19 protein-coding genes and 3 tRNA genes are annotated in these 20,165 nt (G+C 62.9%); 11 read left to right on the forward strand and 11 right to left on the reverse strand.

Annotated elements, in window-relative coordinates; genetic code table 11:
• Positions 1-60 precede the first annotated feature (60 nt).
• Positions 61-510, forward strand: coding sequence for a hemerythrin domain-containing protein (locus SALB1_RS13765; RefSeq protein WP_109994379.1), 450 nt, complete (start codon positions 61-63; stop codon positions 508-510).
• 138 nt (positions 511-648) lie between these two features.
• Here the strand turns inward: SALB1_RS13765 and SALB1_RS13770 are convergent.
• Positions 649-725 (reverse strand) — tRNA-Pro (locus SALB1_RS13770).
• A gap of 7 nt (positions 726-732) precedes the next feature.
• Positions 733-1,701, reverse strand: coding sequence for a polyprenyl synthetase family protein (locus SALB1_RS13775; protein WP_109994380.1), 969 nt, complete (start codon positions 1,699-1,701; stop codon positions 733-735).
• A gap of 161 nt (positions 1,702-1,862) precedes the next feature.
• Here SALB1_RS13775 and rplU point away from each other — a divergent pair, with 161 nt between their 5' ends.
• The 5 genes from rplU (at position 1,863) to SALB1_RS13800 (ending at position 6,187) form a co-directional block, all read left to right on the forward strand.
• Complete coding sequence (gene rplU, locus SALB1_RS13780) at positions 1,863-2,177, forward strand: 50S ribosomal protein L21 (protein WP_109995450.1); 315 nt, start codon at positions 1,863-1,865, stop codon at positions 2,175-2,177.
• Positions 2,178-2,218: 41 nt separating this feature from the next.
• A complete protein-coding gene (rpmA, locus tag SALB1_RS13785; RefSeq protein WP_109994381.1) occupies positions 2,219-2,482 on the forward strand; it encodes a 50S ribosomal protein L27 in 264 nt (87 codons plus the stop codon).
• A gap of 108 nt (positions 2,483-2,590) precedes the next feature.
• A complete protein-coding gene (gene cgtA / locus SALB1_RS13790; RefSeq protein WP_109994382.1) occupies positions 2,591-3,661 on the forward strand; it encodes an Obg family GTPase CgtA in 1,071 nt (356 codons plus the stop codon).
• On the forward strand, positions 3,648-4,781 hold the full coding sequence (proB, locus tag SALB1_RS13795) for a glutamate 5-kinase (protein ID WP_109994383.1): 1,134 nt from the start codon (positions 3,648-3,650) through the stop codon (positions 4,779-4,781). The genes cgtA and proB overlap by 14 nt, the downstream gene beginning before the upstream one ends.
• A gap of 206 nt (positions 4,782-4,987) precedes the next feature.
• Positions 4,988-6,187 (forward strand): IS110 family transposase, encoded by a 1,200-nt coding sequence (locus SALB1_RS13800; RefSeq protein WP_255414403.1) that lies wholly within the window; start codon positions 4,988-4,990, stop codon positions 6,185-6,187.
• A 688-nt stretch (positions 6,188-6,875) separates the two neighbouring features.
• Here the strand turns inward: SALB1_RS13800 and rpsT are convergent.
• Entirely contained in the window at positions 6,876-7,145 is a 270-nt protein-coding gene (rpsT, locus tag SALB1_RS13805) for a 30S ribosomal protein S20 (RefSeq protein ID WP_109995451.1), read from the reverse strand.
• Positions 7,146-7,290: 145 nt separating this feature from the next.
• Between rpsT and murJ the strand changes: the two genes are divergently transcribed.
• The 3 genes from murJ to lspA are packed head-to-tail and all read left to right on the forward strand — an operon-like array spanning position 7,291 to position 10,327.
• Positions 7,291-8,862: a murein biosynthesis integral membrane protein MurJ gene (gene murJ, locus SALB1_RS13810; RefSeq protein WP_109994384.1), complete on the forward strand. Its 1,572-nt coding sequence runs from the start codon at positions 7,291-7,293 to the stop codon at positions 8,860-8,862.
• 23 nt (positions 8,863-8,885) lie between these two features.
• The gene (locus SALB1_RS13815) at positions 8,886-9,824 is read left to right on the forward strand and encodes a bifunctional riboflavin kinase/FAD synthetase (RefSeq protein WP_109994385.1); all 939 of its coding nucleotides are present in this window, start codon (positions 8,886-8,888) and stop codon (positions 9,822-9,824) included.
• Positions 9,821-10,327 carry a signal peptidase II gene (lspA, locus tag SALB1_RS13820; protein WP_109994386.1) on the forward strand — a complete coding sequence of 169 codons (507 nt, stop codon included), beginning with the start codon at positions 9,821-9,823 and terminating at the stop codon, positions 10,325-10,327. The genes SALB1_RS13815 and lspA overlap by 4 nt, the downstream gene beginning before the upstream one ends.
• Before the next feature lie 38 nt (positions 10,328-10,365).
• On the opposite strand, the gene SALB1_RS19740 is transcribed toward lspA, so the two are convergent.
• From SALB1_RS19740 to SALB1_RS13860, 8 genes are all read right to left on the reverse strand, one after another.
• Positions 10,366-10,821 (reverse strand): type IV pilin protein, encoded by a 456-nt coding sequence (locus SALB1_RS19740; RefSeq protein WP_158590823.1) that lies wholly within the window; start codon positions 10,819-10,821, stop codon positions 10,366-10,368.
• A 2-nt stretch (positions 10,822-10,823) separates the two neighbouring features.
• Positions 10,824-14,660 (reverse strand): pilus assembly protein, encoded by a 3,837-nt coding sequence (locus SALB1_RS13830; protein WP_179950670.1) that lies wholly within the window; start codon positions 14,658-14,660, stop codon positions 10,824-10,826.
• Between the two features lie 8 nt (positions 14,661-14,668).
• Positions 14,669-15,265, reverse strand: coding sequence for a PilX N-terminal domain-containing pilus assembly protein (locus SALB1_RS13835; protein WP_109994389.1), 597 nt, complete (start codon positions 15,263-15,265; stop codon positions 14,669-14,671).
• Entirely contained in the window at positions 15,262-16,053 is a 792-nt protein-coding gene (locus SALB1_RS13840; protein WP_370453187.1) for a PilW family protein, read from the reverse strand. Before SALB1_RS13840 ends, SALB1_RS13835 begins: the two co-directional genes overlap by 4 nt.
• Positions 16,050-16,598 carry a type IV pilus modification protein PilV gene (pilV, locus tag SALB1_RS13845; RefSeq protein WP_109994391.1) on the reverse strand — a complete coding sequence of 183 codons (549 nt, stop codon included), beginning with the start codon at positions 16,596-16,598 and terminating at the stop codon, positions 16,050-16,052. Before pilV ends, SALB1_RS13840 begins: the two co-directional genes overlap by 4 nt.
• A complete protein-coding gene (locus SALB1_RS13850) occupies positions 16,595-17,098 on the reverse strand; it encodes a GspH/FimT family pseudopilin (RefSeq protein ID WP_109994392.1) in 504 nt (167 codons plus the stop codon). The genes pilV and SALB1_RS13850 overlap by 4 nt, the downstream gene beginning before the upstream one ends.
• Positions 17,099-17,268: 170 nt before the next feature.
• On the reverse strand, positions 17,269-18,306 hold the full coding sequence (locus SALB1_RS13855; protein WP_109993068.1) for an IS630 family transposase: 1,038 nt from the start codon (positions 18,304-18,306) through the stop codon (positions 17,269-17,271).
• A 293-nt stretch (positions 18,307-18,599) separates the two neighbouring features.
• Positions 18,600-18,675 (reverse strand) — tRNA-Thr (locus SALB1_RS13860).
• Between the two features lie 212 nt (positions 18,676-18,887).
• Between SALB1_RS13860 and SALB1_RS13865 the strand changes: the two genes are divergently transcribed.
• A tRNA-Ser gene (locus SALB1_RS13865) sits at positions 18,888-18,977 on the forward strand.
• Positions 18,978-19,059: 82 nt separating this feature from the next.
• Positions 19,060-20,079 (forward strand): class I fructose-bisphosphate aldolase, encoded by a 1,020-nt coding sequence (locus SALB1_RS13870; protein WP_109994393.1) that lies wholly within the window; start codon positions 19,060-19,062, stop codon positions 20,077-20,079.
• Positions 20,080-20,165: the final 86 nt, after the last annotated feature.

Raw genomic sequence — 20,165 nt, forward strand, 5'->3', positions numbered from 1 at the left:
CGGTTTCCTCATGGCGTGCCATGAACTATGGTCGGGCTGTAATTCACAGCGAGAATCCACGTGAAAACGATCTTCGAAGCGCTGCGCGAAAGCCACGACAAGCAACGCCGATTACTGGCCGCACTGTGCGAGACGCACGGCGACTCCGACAAGCGGGAAGGCCTGTTTGCCGCGGTCAAGGCGGAGCTTGTGCATCACGAGAACGCGGAGGAGCGGTACTTCTACAATCCGCTGATGGAACACGACATGACGCAGGAAAAAGCGCGCCACAGCGTGGCCGAGCACCATGAGATCGACGAGCTGGTGGAGGCGATCGAAGCCACCGATTACAGCTCGCCCGCATGGCTGAGTTCCGCCCGGAAGCTCGAGGATCTGGTCACGCATCACCTGGACGAGGAGGAGCGAGAGGTCTTTCAGATCGCCGGTCGCGTGCTCGGCGACGACGAGAAGGTGCAACTCGCGCAAGGGTATGATCGGATGATGGCGGAGCAGGCCGACGGTTCGCCTTGAGGCGGTGCGGCGCCGCGTTCAGCGCGGCGTCGCGTCGTTGTCGCCGAAACAGAGCAGCGGCGCGATCGCTCTGCGCCGGCGCCCGAGCGTTCACGTACGATCCGCGGTTGTCAGCGTATCAGGCGGGAACGAAAAAGATGGTCGGAGTAGCAGGATTTGAACCTACGACCTCCACCTCCCGAAGGTGGCGCTCTACCAAGCTGAGCTATACTCCGATGACGGTCAGGACCGACGCTGGACCGAAAACTCGGCCAGCATAATCAAGGCGTCCTTGAACTGCGTCGACTCGAACGGGGCCAGGCACTCGATCGCTGCGTTGGCTGCCTCGTCGGCGCGGCCGAAAGTGTATGTCATCGCATCCGTGGATTCAATCGCTTTTTTAATCGAATCCAGCGCGCCCAGGTTGGCGTCCCGAATTGCCTGGCGCAGCGGCGCGGCTTCAACCTCGGGCGTGCGCGCCAGCGCGCAGATCAACGGCAGTGTCGTCTTGCCTTCCGACAGGTCGTCGCCGAGATTCTTGCCGTAGCTGTCGTCGCCGTGGCCATAGTCGAGCGCGTCGTCGATCACCTGGAAGGCGATGCCGAGATGGCGCCCGAAATCGGCCATCGCCTGGCATTCGGCCGGCGTGCGCCCGGCGATCAGCGCGCCGAGACGGCAGCCGGCGGCGAACAGGCTGGCCGTCTTGCGATCCACCACCTCCAGATAATCCGATTCGGTCAGGTTCGGGTCATGCGCATGCATCAACTGCATCACCTCGCCTTCGGCGATGCGGTTGGTGGCGTCGGCCAGTATCTTCATCACCTCGGGCGAGTCGAGCTCCACCATCAACTGGAACGCGCGCGAGTAAAGGAAGTCGCCGGTGAGCACGCTGGCATCATTGCCCCAGACGCTGTTGGCGGTTTCCCGCCCGCGACGGAGCGTGGATTCATCCACCACGTCGTCGTGCAACAGGGTGGCGGTGTGAATGAACTCGATGATCACCGCCAGCAGGTGATGAGCGGTGCCCTGATACCCGGCGGCACGCGCGGCGAGCACGACCAGTGCCGGGCGAATGCGCTTGCCGCCGCTTGCAATAATGTATTCGCCCAGCGTATTGATGAGCACGACATCGGAGCTCAGCCGTTTACGGATCAGCGCGTCGACTGCGCGCATGTCATTTTCGACCGGCTGAAACAGCGGCTGGATATTCATCTGTCCGGGATCGCAAAAACAGCGGCAAACTTAGGGCTGCGGCTGCTATCTGTCAAGAAAGCGGGCGCCGCACACAAACGTTGACCGGCGCCGTCCAAAGCCGTATCATTCGCGCTCTTTAAACGGGCCGAACACGCCCGCAACCTGCGTTTGGAGTGGACATGCACGCGGTAATCCGTACCGGCGGTAAACAGTACAGGGTCGCCGAGGGCGATGTGGTGCGCGTCGAGAAGCTTGATGCCGAGGCCGGCAGCACGATTGAATTGGCCGACGTATTGCTGATCTCCGACGGCGAAAACGTCCAGGTCGGCACGCCAGTGCTCGACGGCAAGGCAGTTTCTGCCGACGTGCAGAGCCATGGTCGCGCCGACAAGGTGGAAGTGATCAAGTTCAAGCGTCGCAAGAAGTACCGTCGCACGCATGGTCATCGCCAGCACTACACGCAGCTCAAGATCACCTCGATTCCGGGCGCTTGAGCGCATCGGCATCGACACCCTCGAACCGGAGGAACTAGCTCATGGCACATAAAAAGGCAGGCGGCAGTACCCGCAATGGCCGGGATTCCGAATCCAAACGCCTCGGCGTGAAGAAATTCGGCGGCCAGCAGGTCAAGGCCGGCAACATCATCGTTCGTCAGCGCGGCAGCAGCTTTCACGCCGGCTCGAATGTGGGCACCGGCAAGGACTACACGCTGTATGCCAGCGTCGACGGCACCGTGGATTTTTCCGTGAAAGGCCCGCGCAACCGCAAGTTCATTTCCGTGGTTCCGGCCGCTGACTGACAGGCGATCGGTGCTCGATCGCGAAAGCCTCGCTCCGGCGGGGCTTTTTTATGCTTGCTCGTGCTGTTGTGATAAGCCGGTCATCATCCCGCGCTGAGGGCGGACCGCATGAAATTCGTTGATGAAGCCAATCTCCGGGTCGAAGCTGGCGACGGCGGCCATGGCTGCCTGAGTTTTCGGCGTGAGAAATACGTACCGCACGGCGGCCCCGATGGCGGTGATGGCGGTGATGGGGGTAGCGTCTACCTGATCGCCGATCACAACCTCAACACGCTTTACGATTATCGAATCAACCGCGTGTTCAAGGCCGAGCGCGGTGGTAACGGCGCGGGCAAGAACCGGACCGGTGCCAAGGGCGACGATCGTTATCTGCCCGTGCCGGTGGGCACACTCTGCTATTCGCGCGAGACCGACGAGCTGATCGGTGATCTGACGCACGACGGCGAGACCGTGTGCGTGGCCCAGGGGGGCTACCACGGGCTCGGTAACGCCCGCTTCAAGTCGAGCACCAATCAGGCGCCGCGCAAGACGACCGACGGCACGCCCGGCGAAATCCGGGAGCTGCGCCTCGAGCTCAAGCTGTTGGCGGATGTCGGACTGGTCGGACTGCCGAATGCCGGCAAGTCCACGTTGCTGTCGTCCATTTCCGCGGCCCGGCCGCGTATCGCCGATTATCCGTTCACGACCCTGCAGCCGCAGGTCGGTGTGGTCGCCGCCGGACCGCTGCGGAGTTTTACCCTGGTCGATCTCCCGGGATTGATCGAGGGTGCGGCCGAGGGGATCGGCCTGGGGCACCGCTTCCTGCGTCATGTCCAGCGGACACGGCTGTTGTTTCATCTGGTCGATGCCGTGGATATCGAAGGGCGCGATCCGGTCGCGCAGATCCGCACGATCACCGAGGAGCTCGAGCGATTCAACCCGGAGCTCGCCAGGCGCCCGCGCTGGCTGTTGCTGAACAAGGTGGACGCCCTGGATGCCGACGCCGTGGCCGCACTGCGTGATCGCGTGGTGACAGCGCTGGACTGGCAGGGGCCGGTCTACACGATTTCCGCAATCAATCCGGATTCGCTGCGCGTGCTGATCGAGCAGGCGATGGACGCGCTTGAGGCGGAATCGGCACAGCAGGATGTCGAGAGTGGTCATGACGATGCCGAGTCGCCGGACGATGAGCGCGCGTGACAGTCTGACCGGCGTTCGTCGCTGGGTCGTCAAGATCGGCAGTGCGCTGTTGACGGCAGACGGCCAGGGGCTCGACCGCGACCGGCTCGATGAGTGGGCGCGGCAGATCGCGGCACTGGCGGCCGGCGGCAGTGAGGTTGTGCTGGTCTCCTCGGGGTCGGTGGCGGAGGGGATGGTGCGTCTGGGCTGGCATTTGCGCCCGCAGCGTCTCGACGAATTGCAGGCGGCCGCATCGGTCGGCCAGGCCGGGCTCGTCGAGGCATACGGCCGCGCGTTCACGACCTTCGACCGCCGGGTCGCCCAGGTGTTGCTCACGCATGACGATGTCTCGCATCGCGGACGATATCTGAACGCGCGGCGCACGTTGATGACGTTGCTGGGTCTGGGTGTGATCCCGATCGTGAACGAGAACGACGCCATCGCGATGGAGGAGATCCGGGTTGGGGACAACGATACGCTGGCCGCATTGGTGGTCAATCTGATCGACGCCGACGGCCTGATTATCCTCACCGATCAGGCGGGGGTGTACGAGGCCGATCCGCGAATTTACCCCGATGCCGGCCTGCTCCATGAGGTCGAGGCCTACGCGCCGGAACTACTCGGCATGGCTGGTGCCGGCGGCGGTGCACTGGGCCGGGGCGGCATGCAAACCAAGATCCGTGCCGCGCGCCAGGCGGCCGACTCCGGCGCCATGACCGTGATCGTCAATGGCCGTGAGTCGTGTGTGCTGGAGCGGGTCGTGGCCGGCGAGGCGCTGGGCACGCTGCTATTGCCGCGCCCGGGCGGTCGGCGCGCGGCGCGCAAGAACTGGCTGGCCGGCCAGCGCCGGGTGCGTGGGCGTTTGCATGTCGATGCGGGGGCGGCACGTGTCCTACGGGAGTCTGGGCGCAGCCTTTTGCCGATCGGCGTCACGCAGGTCGAAGGGGATTTCCGGCGCGGTGATCTCGTGGTCTGCATAGCGCCGGAGGGCGTCGAGGTGGCGCAGGGGCTGGTCAATTACGACGCCCGGGAGGCCCGGTTGTTGATGGGCCAGACGAGTGAGCGTATCCCGACCATCCTCGGCTACGATCGAGAGCCGGAATTCATCCACCGCGATAACCTGGTGACGATATCGCGCTAGCGCGCGTCATGGATGCGGGCGATGGCGCCGGGCAGGGCGCGGTGACGCGCCGTATCCGGGCATGCGGCGAATGGCTGTAACGCCGCACGGCGCGAAACGAGTCGAAATAGACATCATGGATTGACCTGCCCGTCCTCAACATTGCGTGGGTTATGTTGGGGATGGGTTAAACCCCTGACACAGAGCCACATTGAGGAGGGCAGGTCATGAATGAGATTAGCATGGACGCCAATGAGACCCGGATCGCGCAGGCTGTGCTGGAACAGCGGGTGTCGACCGTCGCCGAATACGGCGTTTACGTCGGTCTAGACGTGCACAAGGACACGATTGCCGTGGCGGTCGCGCCGGCGGGACGCAGCAGTACGCCGGCCAGCTGGGGCGAGGTGGCCAACAAGCCCAAGACGATCGCCAAGCTCGTCGACCGTTTGACCACGGCTTTTGATGGCGAGGTGATCCTGTTTTGCTACGAGGCCGGGCCCTGTGGGTACGGGCTTTATCGCCAGCTCCTGAGTCTGGGCCATGATTGCCAAGTGGTGGCGCCGTCGCTGATTCCGCGCAAGCCCGGCGAGCGGATCAAGACGGATCGGCGCGATGCCCTCAAGTTGGCCACAACGCTGCGCAGCGGCGATCTGACCGCCGTGTGGGTGCCGGATGCCGAGCAGGAAGCGATGCGCGATCTCACCCGGGCGCGTGAGGATCTCAAGGCGATCGAACGCACGGCACGCCAACGCCTGGGTGCCTTCTTGCTGCGCCACGGGCACGTGTACCCCGGCAAGAGCCGCTGGACCCAGGCCCATTTTCGCTGGATCGAGCGGATCACCATGGCCACACCGGTTCAGCAGATCGTCTTGCAGGAATATGTGGATACCGTGATCGCGGCCCAGCGTCGCGTGGCCGCCCTGACCGGGCAGATGCGCCAAGCACTGGACAGCTGGTCGCTGCGGCCGGTGGTCGAGGCCCTGATGGCACTGCGCGGCGTGCAGATGATAACCGCCATGACTGTGCTCGCCGAGCTCGGCGATCTCACGCGCTTTGACTCGCCGAGCCAGCTGATGGCATATCTGGGCCTGGTGCCCAGCGAGCACTCGTCCGGTGGTTCACGACGCCAGGGCAGCATTACCAAGACAGGCAACGGCCATGTTCGGCGCGTGCTGGTCGAAGCCGCCTGGGCCTATCGATTCCCGGCGCGTAAAAGTGATGCCATCCAGCGGCGGGCCGAACAGACCAGTGACACCGTCCAAGCCATCGCTTGGCACGCCCAGAAGCGTTTATGCGGGCGTTATCGCCATCTGATCGGCGCCGGCAAGAACACGCCGCTGGCCACCACCGCGGTCGCACGCGAATTGGCCGGCTTTATCTGGGCCATCGCCTGCGAAGTACCGGTCAATCCAGCCGTAGCCGCGTAACCGCTCGGCCGTCACCCCCATTCACAACAGGAGGATTGAAACGCATGCCTTTGGATCAGGACACGGCCGGCCCGGTTGGAGAACCCTTGAGGACCCTATGGGGCACCCGGCCAATCCGCTTGATCCCCGCCACTAGAGCAAGGCAGCTCCGCGACGAAGACATGTCAGGTCGGTACCCAATCCACGTATATCAGAGTGATCTACCGTCGCAGCAGCCGCCCGTGTTCTGTTCCAAGGGCATACGTCAAAAGACATGATGAACGAATCACGAGTCGTAGTTGACAGGTCAATCCATATCAGGGCCCAAATAGGTCGATGAATCGGCGTGGCAGCACACGGGATCCTGTCACGGGTGTGCCGGGCCGCATTCCGTGCCGCCGCGGTGCGGGCCCTGGCAGCCGGGACGCTGCCCGCCCCAAGGCATTCGAGCGCCCGCCGTCCCGCGTTGCCGTGTGCCGGGGCGCCACTACGGCGCGTTTGCGCGCGTGCCGCCGGGTCTCGCGAAAGCCCGCATGTGTTCGGCTAGGTGCCGCCGCGTGGTCGCGGACCGGGGCGTCGTGGTGCGGCGCTCGGGCGGATTCACGGCGCGCCGGCAAGCGGTCGCGTCCATGGCGCCATTGCGCACGCGCACGTCAGACACAAAAAAACCCGCCGGGGCGGGCTTTGATGTGCGCGGGGCGCGAAGGAATCAGGCCTGGGCCATCGCCTTGATCTGCGCATTCAGGCGCGACTTGTGGCGTGCGGCCTTGTTGCGATGGATCTGCCCCTTGCCGGCCATGCGGTCGATGACCGGCACGGCGTTGTTGAAAGCTTCCTGCGCGCTCGACAGATCGTTCGCGGCAATGGCTTTCTGCACCTTCTTGATATGCGTACGCACGAGCGAACGCTGCGCCATGTTGCGCTGACGATGTTCGGTCGCCTGGCGGACGCGTTTGCGGGCTTGGGCAGTATTCGCCACGGACAGCTCCTGAAATATGGGTTGGATGCCGGAAAGGCGCGCGATTATGGGTTCTGGACGCGCCGTTGTCAACTTGCACGCGCGTGTTTCGACGCGCACGCATTAAAGGCTATAGTGCGCAGCGTTTCGGCTTCGTGCATTTGCAATGGCTTCATCTCTGGCCCGATCGACCAGCGTCGTCGGCGCGATGACATTCTGCTCGCGCATTCTGGGTTTTGTGCGCGACGTCACGTTGGCGGTGATGTTCGGGGCCGGCCCGGCGATGGACGCGTTTCTCGTGGCCTTCAAGATTCCCAACTTTCTGCGTCGCCTGTTCGCCGAAGGTGCGTTCGCGCAGTCGTTCGTGCCGGTATTGTCGTCGACGCGCGACCAGGAGAGCGGCGACGATGTCAAGGCGCTGGTGTCGGCGGTGGCGGGTACGCTCGGCGTCATTCTCATCGGTTTGACCGTGATCGGCGTGATTGCCGCGCCGGCATTGATCTATGCCTTTGCGCCCGGGTTCGCGGATTCGCCGAGCCAGTTCTCGCTGGCAGTCGACCTGCTGCGCATCACCTTCCCTTATCTGTTGTTCATATCGCTGACCGCTCTGGCCGGCGGTGTGCTCAATACCTATGGGCAGTTCGCGGTACCCGCGGTCACGCCGGTGCTGCTCAACATCTGCATGATCGGCGCCGCGATCGGGCTGTCGCCGCTGTTCGCACGCCCCGAGATCGCGCTGGCCATCGGGGTCTTCATCGCCGGAGCGGCCCAGCTCGCGTTCCAGATTCCATTCCTGATCCGCATCGATCGGCTGCCGCGGCCACGCTGGGCATGGGCGGACGCGAAGGTGCGTCGTATTCTGCGCCTGATGCTGCCGATCATGTTCGGCTCATCGGTCGCGCAGCTCACGTTGCTACTGGATACGATCGTGGCTTCCTGCCTGGCGGCCGGCAGCGTGAGCTGGCTGTACTATGCCGACCGCCTGATGGAATTCCCGCTGGGCATCTTTTCCGTGGCGATCGCGACGGTCATTCTGCCGACGCTGTCGGCGCGCCATGCCAGCGCGTCGACGGCGGAGTTCTCGGCCACGCTCGACTGGGCGCTCAAGCTGCTGGCGCTGCTCGGCCTGCCGGCGATGGTGGGCTTGTTCGTGCTTGCGGGGCCCCTGGTCGCCACGCTTTTCAATTACCGCTCGTTCAATGCGCACGATGCGCTCATGAGCCAATACGCGTTGATGGCGTACTCGCTGGGGTTCATGGGGTTCTCGCTGGTCAAGGTGCTGGTAACCGGGTTTTATTCGCGCGAGGATTCGCGCACGCCGGTGCGCTGCGGCGTGATCTCGATGATCTGCGGCATGGCGATGAATCTCATTTTCGTGGGTATATTTCTGTTGATGCGTTGGCCGGCGCCGCATGCCGGGTTGGCGCTGGCCGGCTCGTTGGGCGCGTTCATCAACGCGGGCCTGTTGTTTCGCTACCTGCGCGCCAGCGGTGCCTATCAGCCGGGCGCCGGCTGGGCGGCGTTGTTGTGGCGTGTTGCGTTGGCGTGCATCGTGATGGCGGTGGTGTTGCACGTGGGCGCCGCCACCACAATGGTCTGGGAATCGCGTAGCGCGCTCATGCGCGTGGCCTGGCTGTCGTTCTGGATCGGCGCCGGCGTCGCGATTTATTTCGTCGTGCTCGGGCTGGCCGGCATCCGGCCGCGCCAGTTCCGCCTGGGCCACGGCTCGAGTCAGTGATCGGGAGTGAGTGGGAAAGCCTGATGCGCATTATCCGTTCCGTACGCGCCGCGCCAGCCCAGCCGCAGGGCTGCGTGCTGACGATCGGCAATTTCGATGGCCTGCATCGGGGGCATCAGGCGGTGATCGAGCGCGTGCACGAACGCGGCGCCACGCTCGGCCTGCCGGCCGCGTTGATGACGTTCGACCCGACGCCGCGCGCCTTCTTCATGCCGGACGACCCGCCGCCGCAGCTGTCGTCCCTGCGCGAGAAAATGGAAGATGCCGCCGCGCTGGGCATCGATCTGTTCGTGCGGGCGCGTTTCGATCGCAGCTTCGCCCAGCTGTCGCCGGAGTCGTTTCTGGACGACCTGATCCAGCGACGGCTCGGCGCGCGTGCGATCCTGGTGGGACGCGATTTCCGCTTCGGTCATCGACGCGCGGGCGATATCCATACGCTCGAACGCTTCGCCGAGGCGCGCGGCGTCGAGCTGTTGCCCGTGCCGGATGTCTGCGTCGATGGCGAGCGCGTCAGTTCGACCCGGGTGCGCGAATGCCTGGGCGTCGGCGACGTGGTGGCGGCCTCGCGGCTGCTGGGCCGTGCCTACCGGATCACCGGGCGCGTGGTTCACGGCGAGCAGCTCGGGCGTACGCTCGGCTTTCCCACCGCGAACCTGCGCCTTAAGCGCCCGGCGGCGCTGCGTTACGGCGTTTATGCGGTGCGCGTGCGGCGGGTCGACGGGCGTATGCATGCCGGCGCGGCGAGCTTCGGCGTGCGGCCGACGGTCAACGGCCGCGATGAGCTGCTGGAGATCTATCTGCTCGACTTCTCGGGCGATTTATATAGTCAGCGGATTGACGTATTCTTCGAGCACTTCGTGCGGGCCGAGGAACATTACGACTCCCTCGACGCACTGACCCGTCAGATGCATGCCGACGTCGCCGAGGTTCGACGGCTGCTGGACAACACGAGTTCGCAATGAGTCAATTCCGAGACGACGCCGGGGCCGAACGCGGCTTTGAGTTGCAGAACGCGCACTGGCTCTGGCTGTCGGCACTGGTGATCGCGGCCGATCAGATCACCAAGCAGCTCATGGTCAATCATTTTACGTTGTATGAGTCGACGCCGCTGTTGCCCTGGCTCAATTTGACGTTGGTTCACAACACTGGCGCGGCTTTCTCGATGCTGCGCGGTGCGACGCCCTGGCTGTTCGTGGGTCTCAGCGTGGCTGTGGTGATCGGTATTCTGGTCTGGATGCGTCGGCACCCGCACGACAGCCGCTTATTGGCGGCGGCGCTCAGCCTGGTGGCCGGTGGCGCGCTCGGCAACGCGATCGACCGCGCCACGCGCGGCTTCGTGGTGGATTTCGTGGATTTCCACATCGGCACCTGGCACTACCCGGCGTTCAATCTGGCCGACAGCGCCATTTGCATCGGCGCGGTGCTGATTGCAGTCGATATGCTGTGGCCCAGGCGTAACGGCTGAGCGCCTTACTCGGGTCATCGGCCTGGCGGGCGCGGCGGCTACCAGCAGGTATCGGAAACGTCCTGCCCGCTGGCGTTCGTTGCTTTTTTGGCGCCGGTCTGATCGATGGTCATGGTGCGGCAGGTATCGTTGACCTGATCTGCCTGCGCGGTGGCCGTGATGGTGTACTTGTCGTTGTTCGTGCCGGAGACGCTGGCGCTGACGTTATAGAACCCGTTCTCCGTGGTGCTCGGCAGGCCGAGCTGGTTCATGCTCGTCGCGTATTGGTTCTGTACCGAATAGTACTTCTCTTCTTCATTGGCAGCCTTGAGCAACAGGCTCTTGGCGTTTACCCGGCGTGCTTCGCGAACGTGGGAGAGATAGCTCGGATAGGCGATGGCCGCCAGGATGCCGATGATCGCCACCACGATCATCAATTCGATGAGCGTGAACCCGTTTTGTAGCAGGCCCGGGGCGTGCCGCTGCCGCTCCCGATAGCGTCTGAATCTGCGCATGCTCATCGTCGAATCTCGTGCCAGGACCGGCGACCGTTGAGGAAGTCTCGGGCCAGTGTAATGGTTGCGGTGCCGCCGCCGGTCAATGGCGTCTTGATCACCTGTGTGCCGTGGACGAGGTCGTTGAAACTCGCTCCTCGGCCGGGCGAACCGCTCTTCGAGCCGAAGCCGACGCCGGCTACGCGTGGCGTGCTGGCGTCCTGGTCGTTCACGACCCCGTCGCCGTTGACGTCGAAGATATTCTTGGCCGCCGGCCCGCCATTGACTCGGCTTACCGCCATGAAATATCCGTTGCTGGTGAGTGAGCAGGTCTGGCGGTTGATCACCGTGGTGGAAAATTCCACGTTATCGCCCACGATCGACGCTGGATTGAGCACCGCTTCGCCGCTGTCCTGTGGCAAATCGATGGCCCAGCCACGGTCCGCGATCTTGCCGTTATTGTCGATGTAGGTGACCGGATTGTCCGTTACGGTCCGGTAGCTCAGCCCCGCAATACCGTTGCTGGGGCTGATCGTGTTTACCGACTGCGATACCAGTTGATCGCGGGTGACAAACCAATTATCCGGTCGGGGCGGGGCATTATTGGTTCCCGGATCGTAGGAGATCACGTCCGGATCCCAGACGCCGTAGAAACTGTTCGGCGTGGCGCTCTGGTTGTTATTGAGCGGCTGGATATCCTGGCCGGTGCCGAAGTAGACCATCACGCCGTAGCCGATACCATTCGGATGGGCGGCGACCTGCACCTGAGTGGTGATCGGCTGGACACTGCCGTCGGCTGCCTTGGCCTGAAATATCTTTTGATCCGACCAGTCGCTCGGGTTGCTCGATGTGAGATCGAAACGCCAGACATTGCCGTACAGATCGCCTGCATACACATAGTCTGTGACATGGTCGCCGTCGATATCGACCGGGAAGGGCGTCGCCAGGCCGTTGCCCTGGGCACCGTTGACCGGCGTCGCGCCGGTTGTCAGGTGGGCGATCTCGTGGCCATCGGCGATATCGACGATATAAAGCGATGCGCCGTAGTTGTCGCTGTTGTAACCATTGGCGAATATCGCCGCCCATTCGCCATTGTGCAGACGCACGATGGACGGTTTCCCGAAGGTCTTGCCGAGCCCCGGGGCCTTGAACTCCCAGCGGACGATGCTGCCGGCATTGGACTCGCTGAAAGTGCTCGGGTCAGTGATATCGAGCCCATATACCGTGTTGCCGCCGTTGCGCAGACCGCCGACGAGCATGGTGTGCCATTTACCGTTGAAATAGGCCGGGCCGGCGGTGGTTTGACCGTCGACGAAGGAACGATGCGCGTAGGATGGGCTGGTCAGCGGGTCGTTGCCGCCGGCCAGTGAGCCGAGCAGGGTGTTCGGGATGTAAGCCAGTTTTTCGGCGCCGGTCTTGGCATCAAAGCCATGCAGCATGCCGTCGTTGGCGCCGACATAGACCATCGGGGCGCGGCTGGCCTGTTGCGATACGAAACTCGATGAGCTGCTCGGGTTGTAATAGGTCTGCCCGCTGTTCTCGGGCATGGATTGGTTCGGGTAGAGTTGGTCGTGCCACGTGCCAGCGTAGCGCAGCGGTGTAGGGCTGCCGACATAGGTCGGCACCGAGTTGATGATATCGCCGAGTACGGTATCACCACGATTACGGTAGATGCGGCCGTTGGCAACGTCGTTGCTGGCGCCGGTCTGTTCCTTGTCGCGATGGCCGCGCAGATAGGCGATGGCGTCCGGTGTGAGGCTGGAAATGCCGGCGGAGGCCAGGCCGGCGGATGTGAATGGTACGCCCGATACCGCGCCGCCGGTGGTCGAGCTGTTGCTGCGCAGTGAGGTCACAATCGTGCGCCCATCGCTCGTAGTGGCCCCTTTAACGCCGGTCAGAAGCGACGCCGCGCTCCAGAGGCGGTCCGATGCAGCAGTCGACCCGGTCTTTGCGTTGAAGGCAATCAGGTCGCCCGTCCAGTGGGTGGTTTCGTACTGTGTTTGAAACACCACCGAATTGGATGTCAGCGATGTGCTGTTGCCGGTGGCGTTGGTCAGCGTCTCGCCGCGACCGAGAATCTGGTTCAGTGCCGACGTGAATTTGCCGGCCAATTCCTGTGGCGAGGAGGCGTTGAGCAGTGCGCCGCGAGAATCGATCGCTGCGTGCCACAGGTCGTCGATTTCCTGCGGGCCCGAGGTCGGCAAGTTGCCGGCTGGATAGGGGGTACCACTGTAGGATCTAAGATACCAAGGGGGTGGATTGGCATACGGGTCTTTGTTCTGTGCTGCGTAGGCACTGTTACCGAAGATATAACCGCTTTGTCCCAGGGTGATGCCGAAAGTGGTCATATGCGGCTTCTGTTCGCAATCGACCGATTCGTCGCCCGGGCAACCCTTGGGCAGTGGCAGAACTGCGGCATTCCCGATATTGCTGGGCGGGTTGAGTTGCTTGTAGAACCGCATGGCAATATCCGCCATCGTGTTCGTGTAACTATCCGGAATCGGGGAATGGTTGCCGGTGCCGTAGTTGCCGTCTACATTGCCGACGCCGCTCACCGTGCCGTTGTTGTATCCATCGGTGAAAAGCAGTGCGTAGTTGCGTTGGCAGGGCGACTGGATGATGTTCGGGTTGTTTTCCAGCTCTCGGCCCAGGTAGTACAGGGCGGGGCGGTTGGGCGTGCCGCGTGCCTGGCTGAAATCCAGGCCATAAATCGATTGGTAGAAGTTTCGGCGGACCCCGCCGCTTTCGTCACCCACCGCTGGCAGGCTCGTCATGGTCAGGTAGGACGAGCCGTTGTACATACTGCTCAGGCGATTCTGAGCCTCTGTGATCGTACAGGTACCGACGCGGACGCGGCCGATCTGCTTGAATGCCTGAGTGATGCCGCCGCGGATCGCGAGGCTGCGCTTGCGGTAATAAGTGAACCAGTTGGCGAAGTTCTGCATTGCAGATTGATACTGCTGAGTCGTTGCAAAATTTTGAGGCTTTATTTCATAGCCTGTTAGATTTTGCTTGTCGGGGCCATAACCTGCCAAAGTTGGGCCGACGTACCCGTAATTGGCGGGAAGCGCAGTGCCTGTGTCGAGATAAAAAGTGGCCGGGAAGTATGCTATTCCGACAAGTGCGCCCCCTTGGTATCCACTATAAAATACGCTGTTCTTGGGGGATGTCTGCCAGTCCGGTTCTATGGACGTGCATCGATTTCGATAATAGCTCGTGCAATGATAACTGTCAGCGTATGTCACGTCGCCAAACGGCATGCCGTTGATTACAGCGAAGTTATATCCATCCTGATAAGTTTTTATATCTTGAGTCAGGTCGAAATAACTATCACTGACGACCGGGCTGGCCGGGACATGCGTGAAATCACTTATTGCGGGCTTGTTGACCCAAGGTTTGTAGTCAACGGCGGGATTGAAATAAGAGTGGTTGTATTGGGGCGAACGCGCGAATGCCATAATCGGGATGGGCGGCACCGCATAGTAGCCACTGTAGATTCTTCGGTCCGTAGACTGGCATCCGCCGGAATAAGAACAGTTGTTATAACCGTTTGGAAAAAGATACGCGTAGCTGATGTTGCTGTCTTGAACATAGTTGCCGCCGCTCCAGGCAGAGTTAGTGCGGCTGTTCCAAAAAAGTAGTCCGCTATCCGTCGGGAAGAGCGTTTCGAAGTCCATAGAGCCCGAGTTGTCCACGGCCACTAGGATGTTCGGCGCTAGGCCGGATCCGGTAACAACCGGTTGATCAGTCAGATTGATGGCGGAGCTGCTGGCGGCTAGAGAGTGCCCACTGACGCAGCCGAGTGCGAGTCCGATGAGCAGCACTAGCGCAATAAGACGGGTTCGAGCATGCATGCGCATCGACATCCCTAAGTGGTCACCTGATAAACGCTCTGCACGACCGCCCGCGACGCCGGCGAGCGCCCGTGAGCGCGGGCCGTGATGCGAAAGAGTATGACGGCGCCGGCAGAACCCGGGTTGAGGTCGTTCGCCTGCTCGCGGACGTATTCCACAACGTACTGCACGTTCAGACCGCTGCCGCTCGCATCGGCCGGCAGTTGATAGCTGCTCACGCCGGCCTGAGACCAGAACTGGTCGGAAAGATAGTAGCTCGTCGAGTTCGATGCGCCTGAGCCCGCGGGGATGACGGTGAGCCCCGAAGCGCTGGCATTGCAGCCGTTGTTTGCAGCGGCGTTGGTGCCTGCGGTGGGGCTCATGACCGGATTGCACTGGCGGAAGTCGGTCGAGGCGAGCAGCGTTTCCACATGACGTAATGCGGAATCCGCGGCGTCCAGGGCGCGCGACTTCTCCCGCTGATTTGTGGCCATGCGTTCCTGTAGCGTCGAAGAGTTGATCGCCGAGACCGCCAGCAACGTCAGAACGACGAGAAATACGAGGCTCGTCACCAGAATAAAGCCATCCTGGCGTCTGTTGACGACGGGCGCCGCTGGGCGGGGCATGCTCATGGACTCGGATTCCGGATCGCGATTGTACGATCGACGAGCAGGCGGGCGCGGCGATCGGTGGTCTCGAAGGTCGAGCCATCGCTGAAATCGTACTTCTGGTCGACGGGCTCTGACAGGGCCGGATCGTTGTCGGCACTGCGCAGCAGCAACTGGATCCGAACGCTGCGGACCTCCCGGGCCTGGGTGCCGGTCAGGGTAGTGACGTAGTGATCAACCCCGGCGGTCCCGTTGGTGTTCAACCCGTAGCGCACCTTGAACCGGTCGACGTTCTCGACGATCGGCTGCGTTGTCGATCCGCCGTTGCTGAATTTGGTGCATTCCAGGGTGTCGTTGCCGTTGACGAAGAACAGGACGTCGGACGTCTCGCTGGCCGCGGGGGAGCCGACCGAGCCGCCGAGGCAATCGCGCACGTCCCCGCGTGCCTGGAAACGCGCGCGCAGCGCATCGTTGTTCCCATCGGCATCGGTGGCGCCGGTGATGTAGGCGCCGTCGGGGTAATTGGCTGTCTTCGGGTTCGAGGTTGCGGGGAAAATCGTGGTTTCGGCGGCATCCAGCGCCGTGCGATAGCCCGCGTGGGCGATCGCGTGGCTCAGAACGAACTCCGCAAGGCGCGCGTTTTCCTGTAGATGCGCGGTGGCACGCTGGGCGTCGAAACTGGCGCGATTGCTCAGTAGAATCTGCAGCACGCCAGCCAACAACAGCAGGCCGATCACCAGCGCGACCATGAGCTCCACCAGCGTGAAGCCGCGTTGGTTCGCGGGCTGGCGCCCCGTCACGACACCGCTCACGGCTGGATCTCGATGGAATAACAGCGCAACCCCGTGCCGAGGCCGCCTCCGTTGGTCGCGTTCGGGCAGGCCGACACATCGCCGGTGCCGCTGCCGGCCGCCGCATCCCGGCCCCGCCAGAGTACGGTGACGTCGTAGACGCGACATGGGTCATTGCTGCTAGGGTTCGTGGGCGAGACACAGCTGACGTCCCCTCGCCCACTGGGCAGGGTGTTTGCCAGCGTCTGCTGCCATTCCCATGCGTCGTAGCTTGCCATGGCCGATGGATTACACACGGATTGCGTGCAATCAGTTTGCGGCTGCGTCGTGCCGCTGTCGGAAATCTGCGCGTAGACCAGCGAGGCGTCCGCCGCTGGATTGGCCCGGATACGGTCGGCGATATCGTTGGCCCCGATACTGGCCAGCGTCTGCGATTTGGATACATGCGTGTTGACAATGGCCACGGTCTGAAGCCCGAGCAGACCGAGCAGGCCGATCGAGATCACCACGAGTGCCACCAGGGCCTCGAGCAGGGTGAAACCATTCTGGGGCGCCGGCGAGGTCATGGCGTGCTGCTGTCGACGCGTCCGGTCGATGCCACGGTGACCGATGTGCTCGTCCGACCATCTTCGGTGGTGGCGGTAAAGGTTCGCCCTATGATGGCGAATCCGTCCGCGTTGAAACTCAAGGGCGCGTCGTGATTCGCGGTCAGTTTGACCCCGGAGCCCGTGGCGCCGTGGACACGGAGCATATTGCTGGAATGGGGTGACGTGTCGGTCGTGCTTGGGTCGGGCGCGTAGATGATCCAGCCGTCGCTCCAGACGCCGTCGTCGCGGCACGTTGTCTGGTTCTGGCTGGCGCAGACATAGACCGTTGTGCCACGGCTTACCGCTGCACTGCGTGCATAGTTCAGCGAGCCCACGAGATCATTGACGTTGCTCGCCAGACTATTGCGCGTGACCAAGCTGCGATACGACGGAATCGCGAGCGTCAGCAACACTATGGCCACGGCAATCGTGACCATGAGTTCGAGCAGCGTGAATCCGCGGATGTTGGCGGCCCCCATTGTGCCTTCCCCTTTGTTATGTTGTTAGCTTAGTCTGTTTTCATCCCGTGGCGCAGCATGGCTCGACGAGCGCTGGCGCGCAGCCGATGGACGGCGGTTGGACGACCGGCGCTCCGATGGCCGCCACACAGCGGGCGTCACTTACTAACCCGTTCAAAAGTAAAGCCACGTCACCTTGCGTATTGGCATTCGGGGTGACGGAAAAACGCAGCGACCTTGTCGGGCAGTTTTTGCAGGGAATGCAGGAGCGATCGCGCCTGCATCTTGAGTTCGTCCTTGCTCGCGATAGCACCGCGACCCAGCCGACTCTTCACATACCCCCACACCTGCTCATCCGGATTGAGCTCGGGCGAATAGCCCGGCAGGAAGAACAACTCGACGCGGCCGTCGAGGGCCTCCAGCGTCCGTCGGACGCGCTTGGCGCGATGCGTGGGATGGCCATCGACGATGAGAAAGACTTTTTCGTCCGCCGCCGTATCGGCGGCCAGGCGCTGGATGAATCCGGCAAAGACCTCGGCCGTGACCGTGCCCTCGACGAGCTGGAAACGCAGCGAGCCGCCGGGACTGATCGCCGACACGAGGTTGATCGAAAAGCGCGCTCCGGTGGCTTCAACAATCGGCGTTTCGCCTGTCGGCGCCCAGGTCGTGCCGGCGTGATAATCCGAGCGCACCCCGGATTCATCGGCAAAATAAATCCGCGCACGCTCGCGTTGGGCGCGCCGTCGAATCTCCGGATAGACCGTCTGCTTCCATTCGGCGACCGCCTCGGGTGATTGCTGCCAGGCCCGGCGTAGCGGGCGCTGCGGCGTAAAACCCAAGCGGCGGAGTACGCGGCCCACCGTCACGGCCGAAACCCGTACCCCACGCTCGCGACGCAGCAATTCCCGCACGATGTCGCGCGTCCACAAAGCAAACGCAAAGCGATACTGACGCGGGTCACTGTCCCGCAAGGCGCCGGACAGCCACTGTAGGTCGGCTGCAGTGAACTTGGTCGGCCGACCCGATTTCGCGCGATTGTAGAGCGCCTCTCGCCCCCCGTGATGGGCGCGTTCCAGCCACCGATACACGGTCCGGCGATTCACTCCCAACGCCTCGGCCATCGCCTCCGGACTTTCGCCTTGCGCGATTTGATCCACGGCCCGCAACCGAATCGCCTCTTTCGACTGCGCGTCCAGATGGCGGCCGTCATTGCTGCGCTTCGTGCTCATGATCACAGAACCTATCATATGAGGTTCTACTTATGAACGGATTAGTATAAGGTGCGAAGGGTTTACCGGTGAGCCAACATCGCCGGATGGCCGAGGGCGATGCCGACGGCGCGCGCGCACCGCGCGGGGCCGGACAACTTCAACACGCTCGCGCTGGTCGAAGCGGCCTATCGGTCCGCGGCGACGGGCGAAAGTGTCCGCCCCGAACGGTGGGGATAGCAGGCAAGTGCCCACGTTATCGTGGCTCGGCCCATGAAAAAGCCCCCGAGCCGATGACGCGGGGGCTTTTATACTGGTGCCGGGAAGAGGAATCGAACCTCCGACCTACTAATTACGAATCAGTTGCTCTACCGACTGAGCTATCCCGGCGAAACTTGCGAGGCGCGGAGTATAAAGAAAGCGCGCGAATCGGACAACGCCCATGCGCGGCCGGTCGGCGGTGGGATCGTGACCATGGGAAAAGCCCTGGCCGCGGGGCTTGCATGGCGGCATACTGCGGCTCGAAAATACTATCGTAATGCGTCGGCCGGGCGCGGTTTCGCGAGTCACCGGCGATTCAGCCAACGGTCCATAGATTTTTGGGAGAGGTGGCAGAGCGGTTGAATGCACCGGTCTTGAAAACCGGCAGGGGTGCAAGCCCCTCGTGGGTTCGAATCCCACCCTCTCCGCCATACAACAAATTGCGCGTATTCGTGGCGTGGCCGGGAGAGGCTGCGACACCACCGTTATCACTACTATGGAGGATAGAGCGCAATGCAAGACCAGGTTTTGATCGACACGGCTCGTCAGTTGATGACGTACGGCAAGGGGCTGCTGGCTGCCGACGAATCCACCGGCACCATCAAGAAGCGACTCGACAGTATCAACGTCGAATCGACGGAACAGACCCGCCGAGCCTATCGCAATCTTCTATTCACGACCGCGGGCGCGGAAGAGTTCATCAGTGGCGTGATTCTGTTCGAGGAAACGCTCTTTCAGAAAGCCGACGACGGCACGCCTTTTCCGGAATTGCTGGCCGGCAAGGGCATGATTCCCGGGATCAAGGTGGACCAGGGCGCCAAGCCGTTGGCGGGAAGCGCAGAGGAGAAAGTCACCGAAGGCCTCGACGGGCTGCGCGAGCGCCTGTCGACCTATGCCGAAGCGGGCGCGCGTTTTGCGAAGTGGCGCGGCGTCATCGATATCGCGGAAGACCGGCCGAGCGATTATTGCATTCAGGTGAACGCGCATGCGCTGGCTCGTTACGCCGCGCTGTGCCAGGAAGCGGGTATCGTGCCGATCGTCGAACCCGAAGTGCTCATGAACGCCGAGCACTCGATCGAACGCTGCCAGCAGGTGACGGAGGCGGTGCTCGATGCCGTGTTCGCCGAGTTGAAACAACAGCGTGTGCTGCTGGAAGGCATGTTGCTCAAGCCCAACATGGTCGTCTCGGGCAAATACTGCGCCGAGCAGGCCGGGGTGGACCAGGTGGCGGACGCCACGCTGCAAAGCCTGAGGCGTTGCGTGCCGGCGGCGGTGCCCGGCATTGTTTTCCTGTCCGGCGGGCAGGACGATGAAGACGCCACAGCGCATCTGGATGCGATGAATCGCCGGGGGCCGCAACCCTGGACGCTTTCGTTCTCGTTCGGTCGCGCGCTGCAGACGCCGGCACTCAAGACGTGGGCCGGGCAGGCGGATAACGTGCCCGCGGCCCAACGGGCGTTTCTCAAGCGTGCCCGCAACAATGGTGCGGCGGCGCGCGGCGAGTACAACCCCGACATGGAAGACGCCGCCTGACCGCTGGTCGGAACTGCGATTCCGTGGCCCGGGCCGTGATCGGCTCGGGCTTTTTTATGCACGTACCGCGAGCCCCGGTATTGCCG

Source organism: Salinisphaera sp. LB1 (assembly GCF_003177035.1).
GTDB lineage: Bacteria > Pseudomonadota > Gammaproteobacteria > Nevskiales > Salinisphaeraceae > Salinisphaera.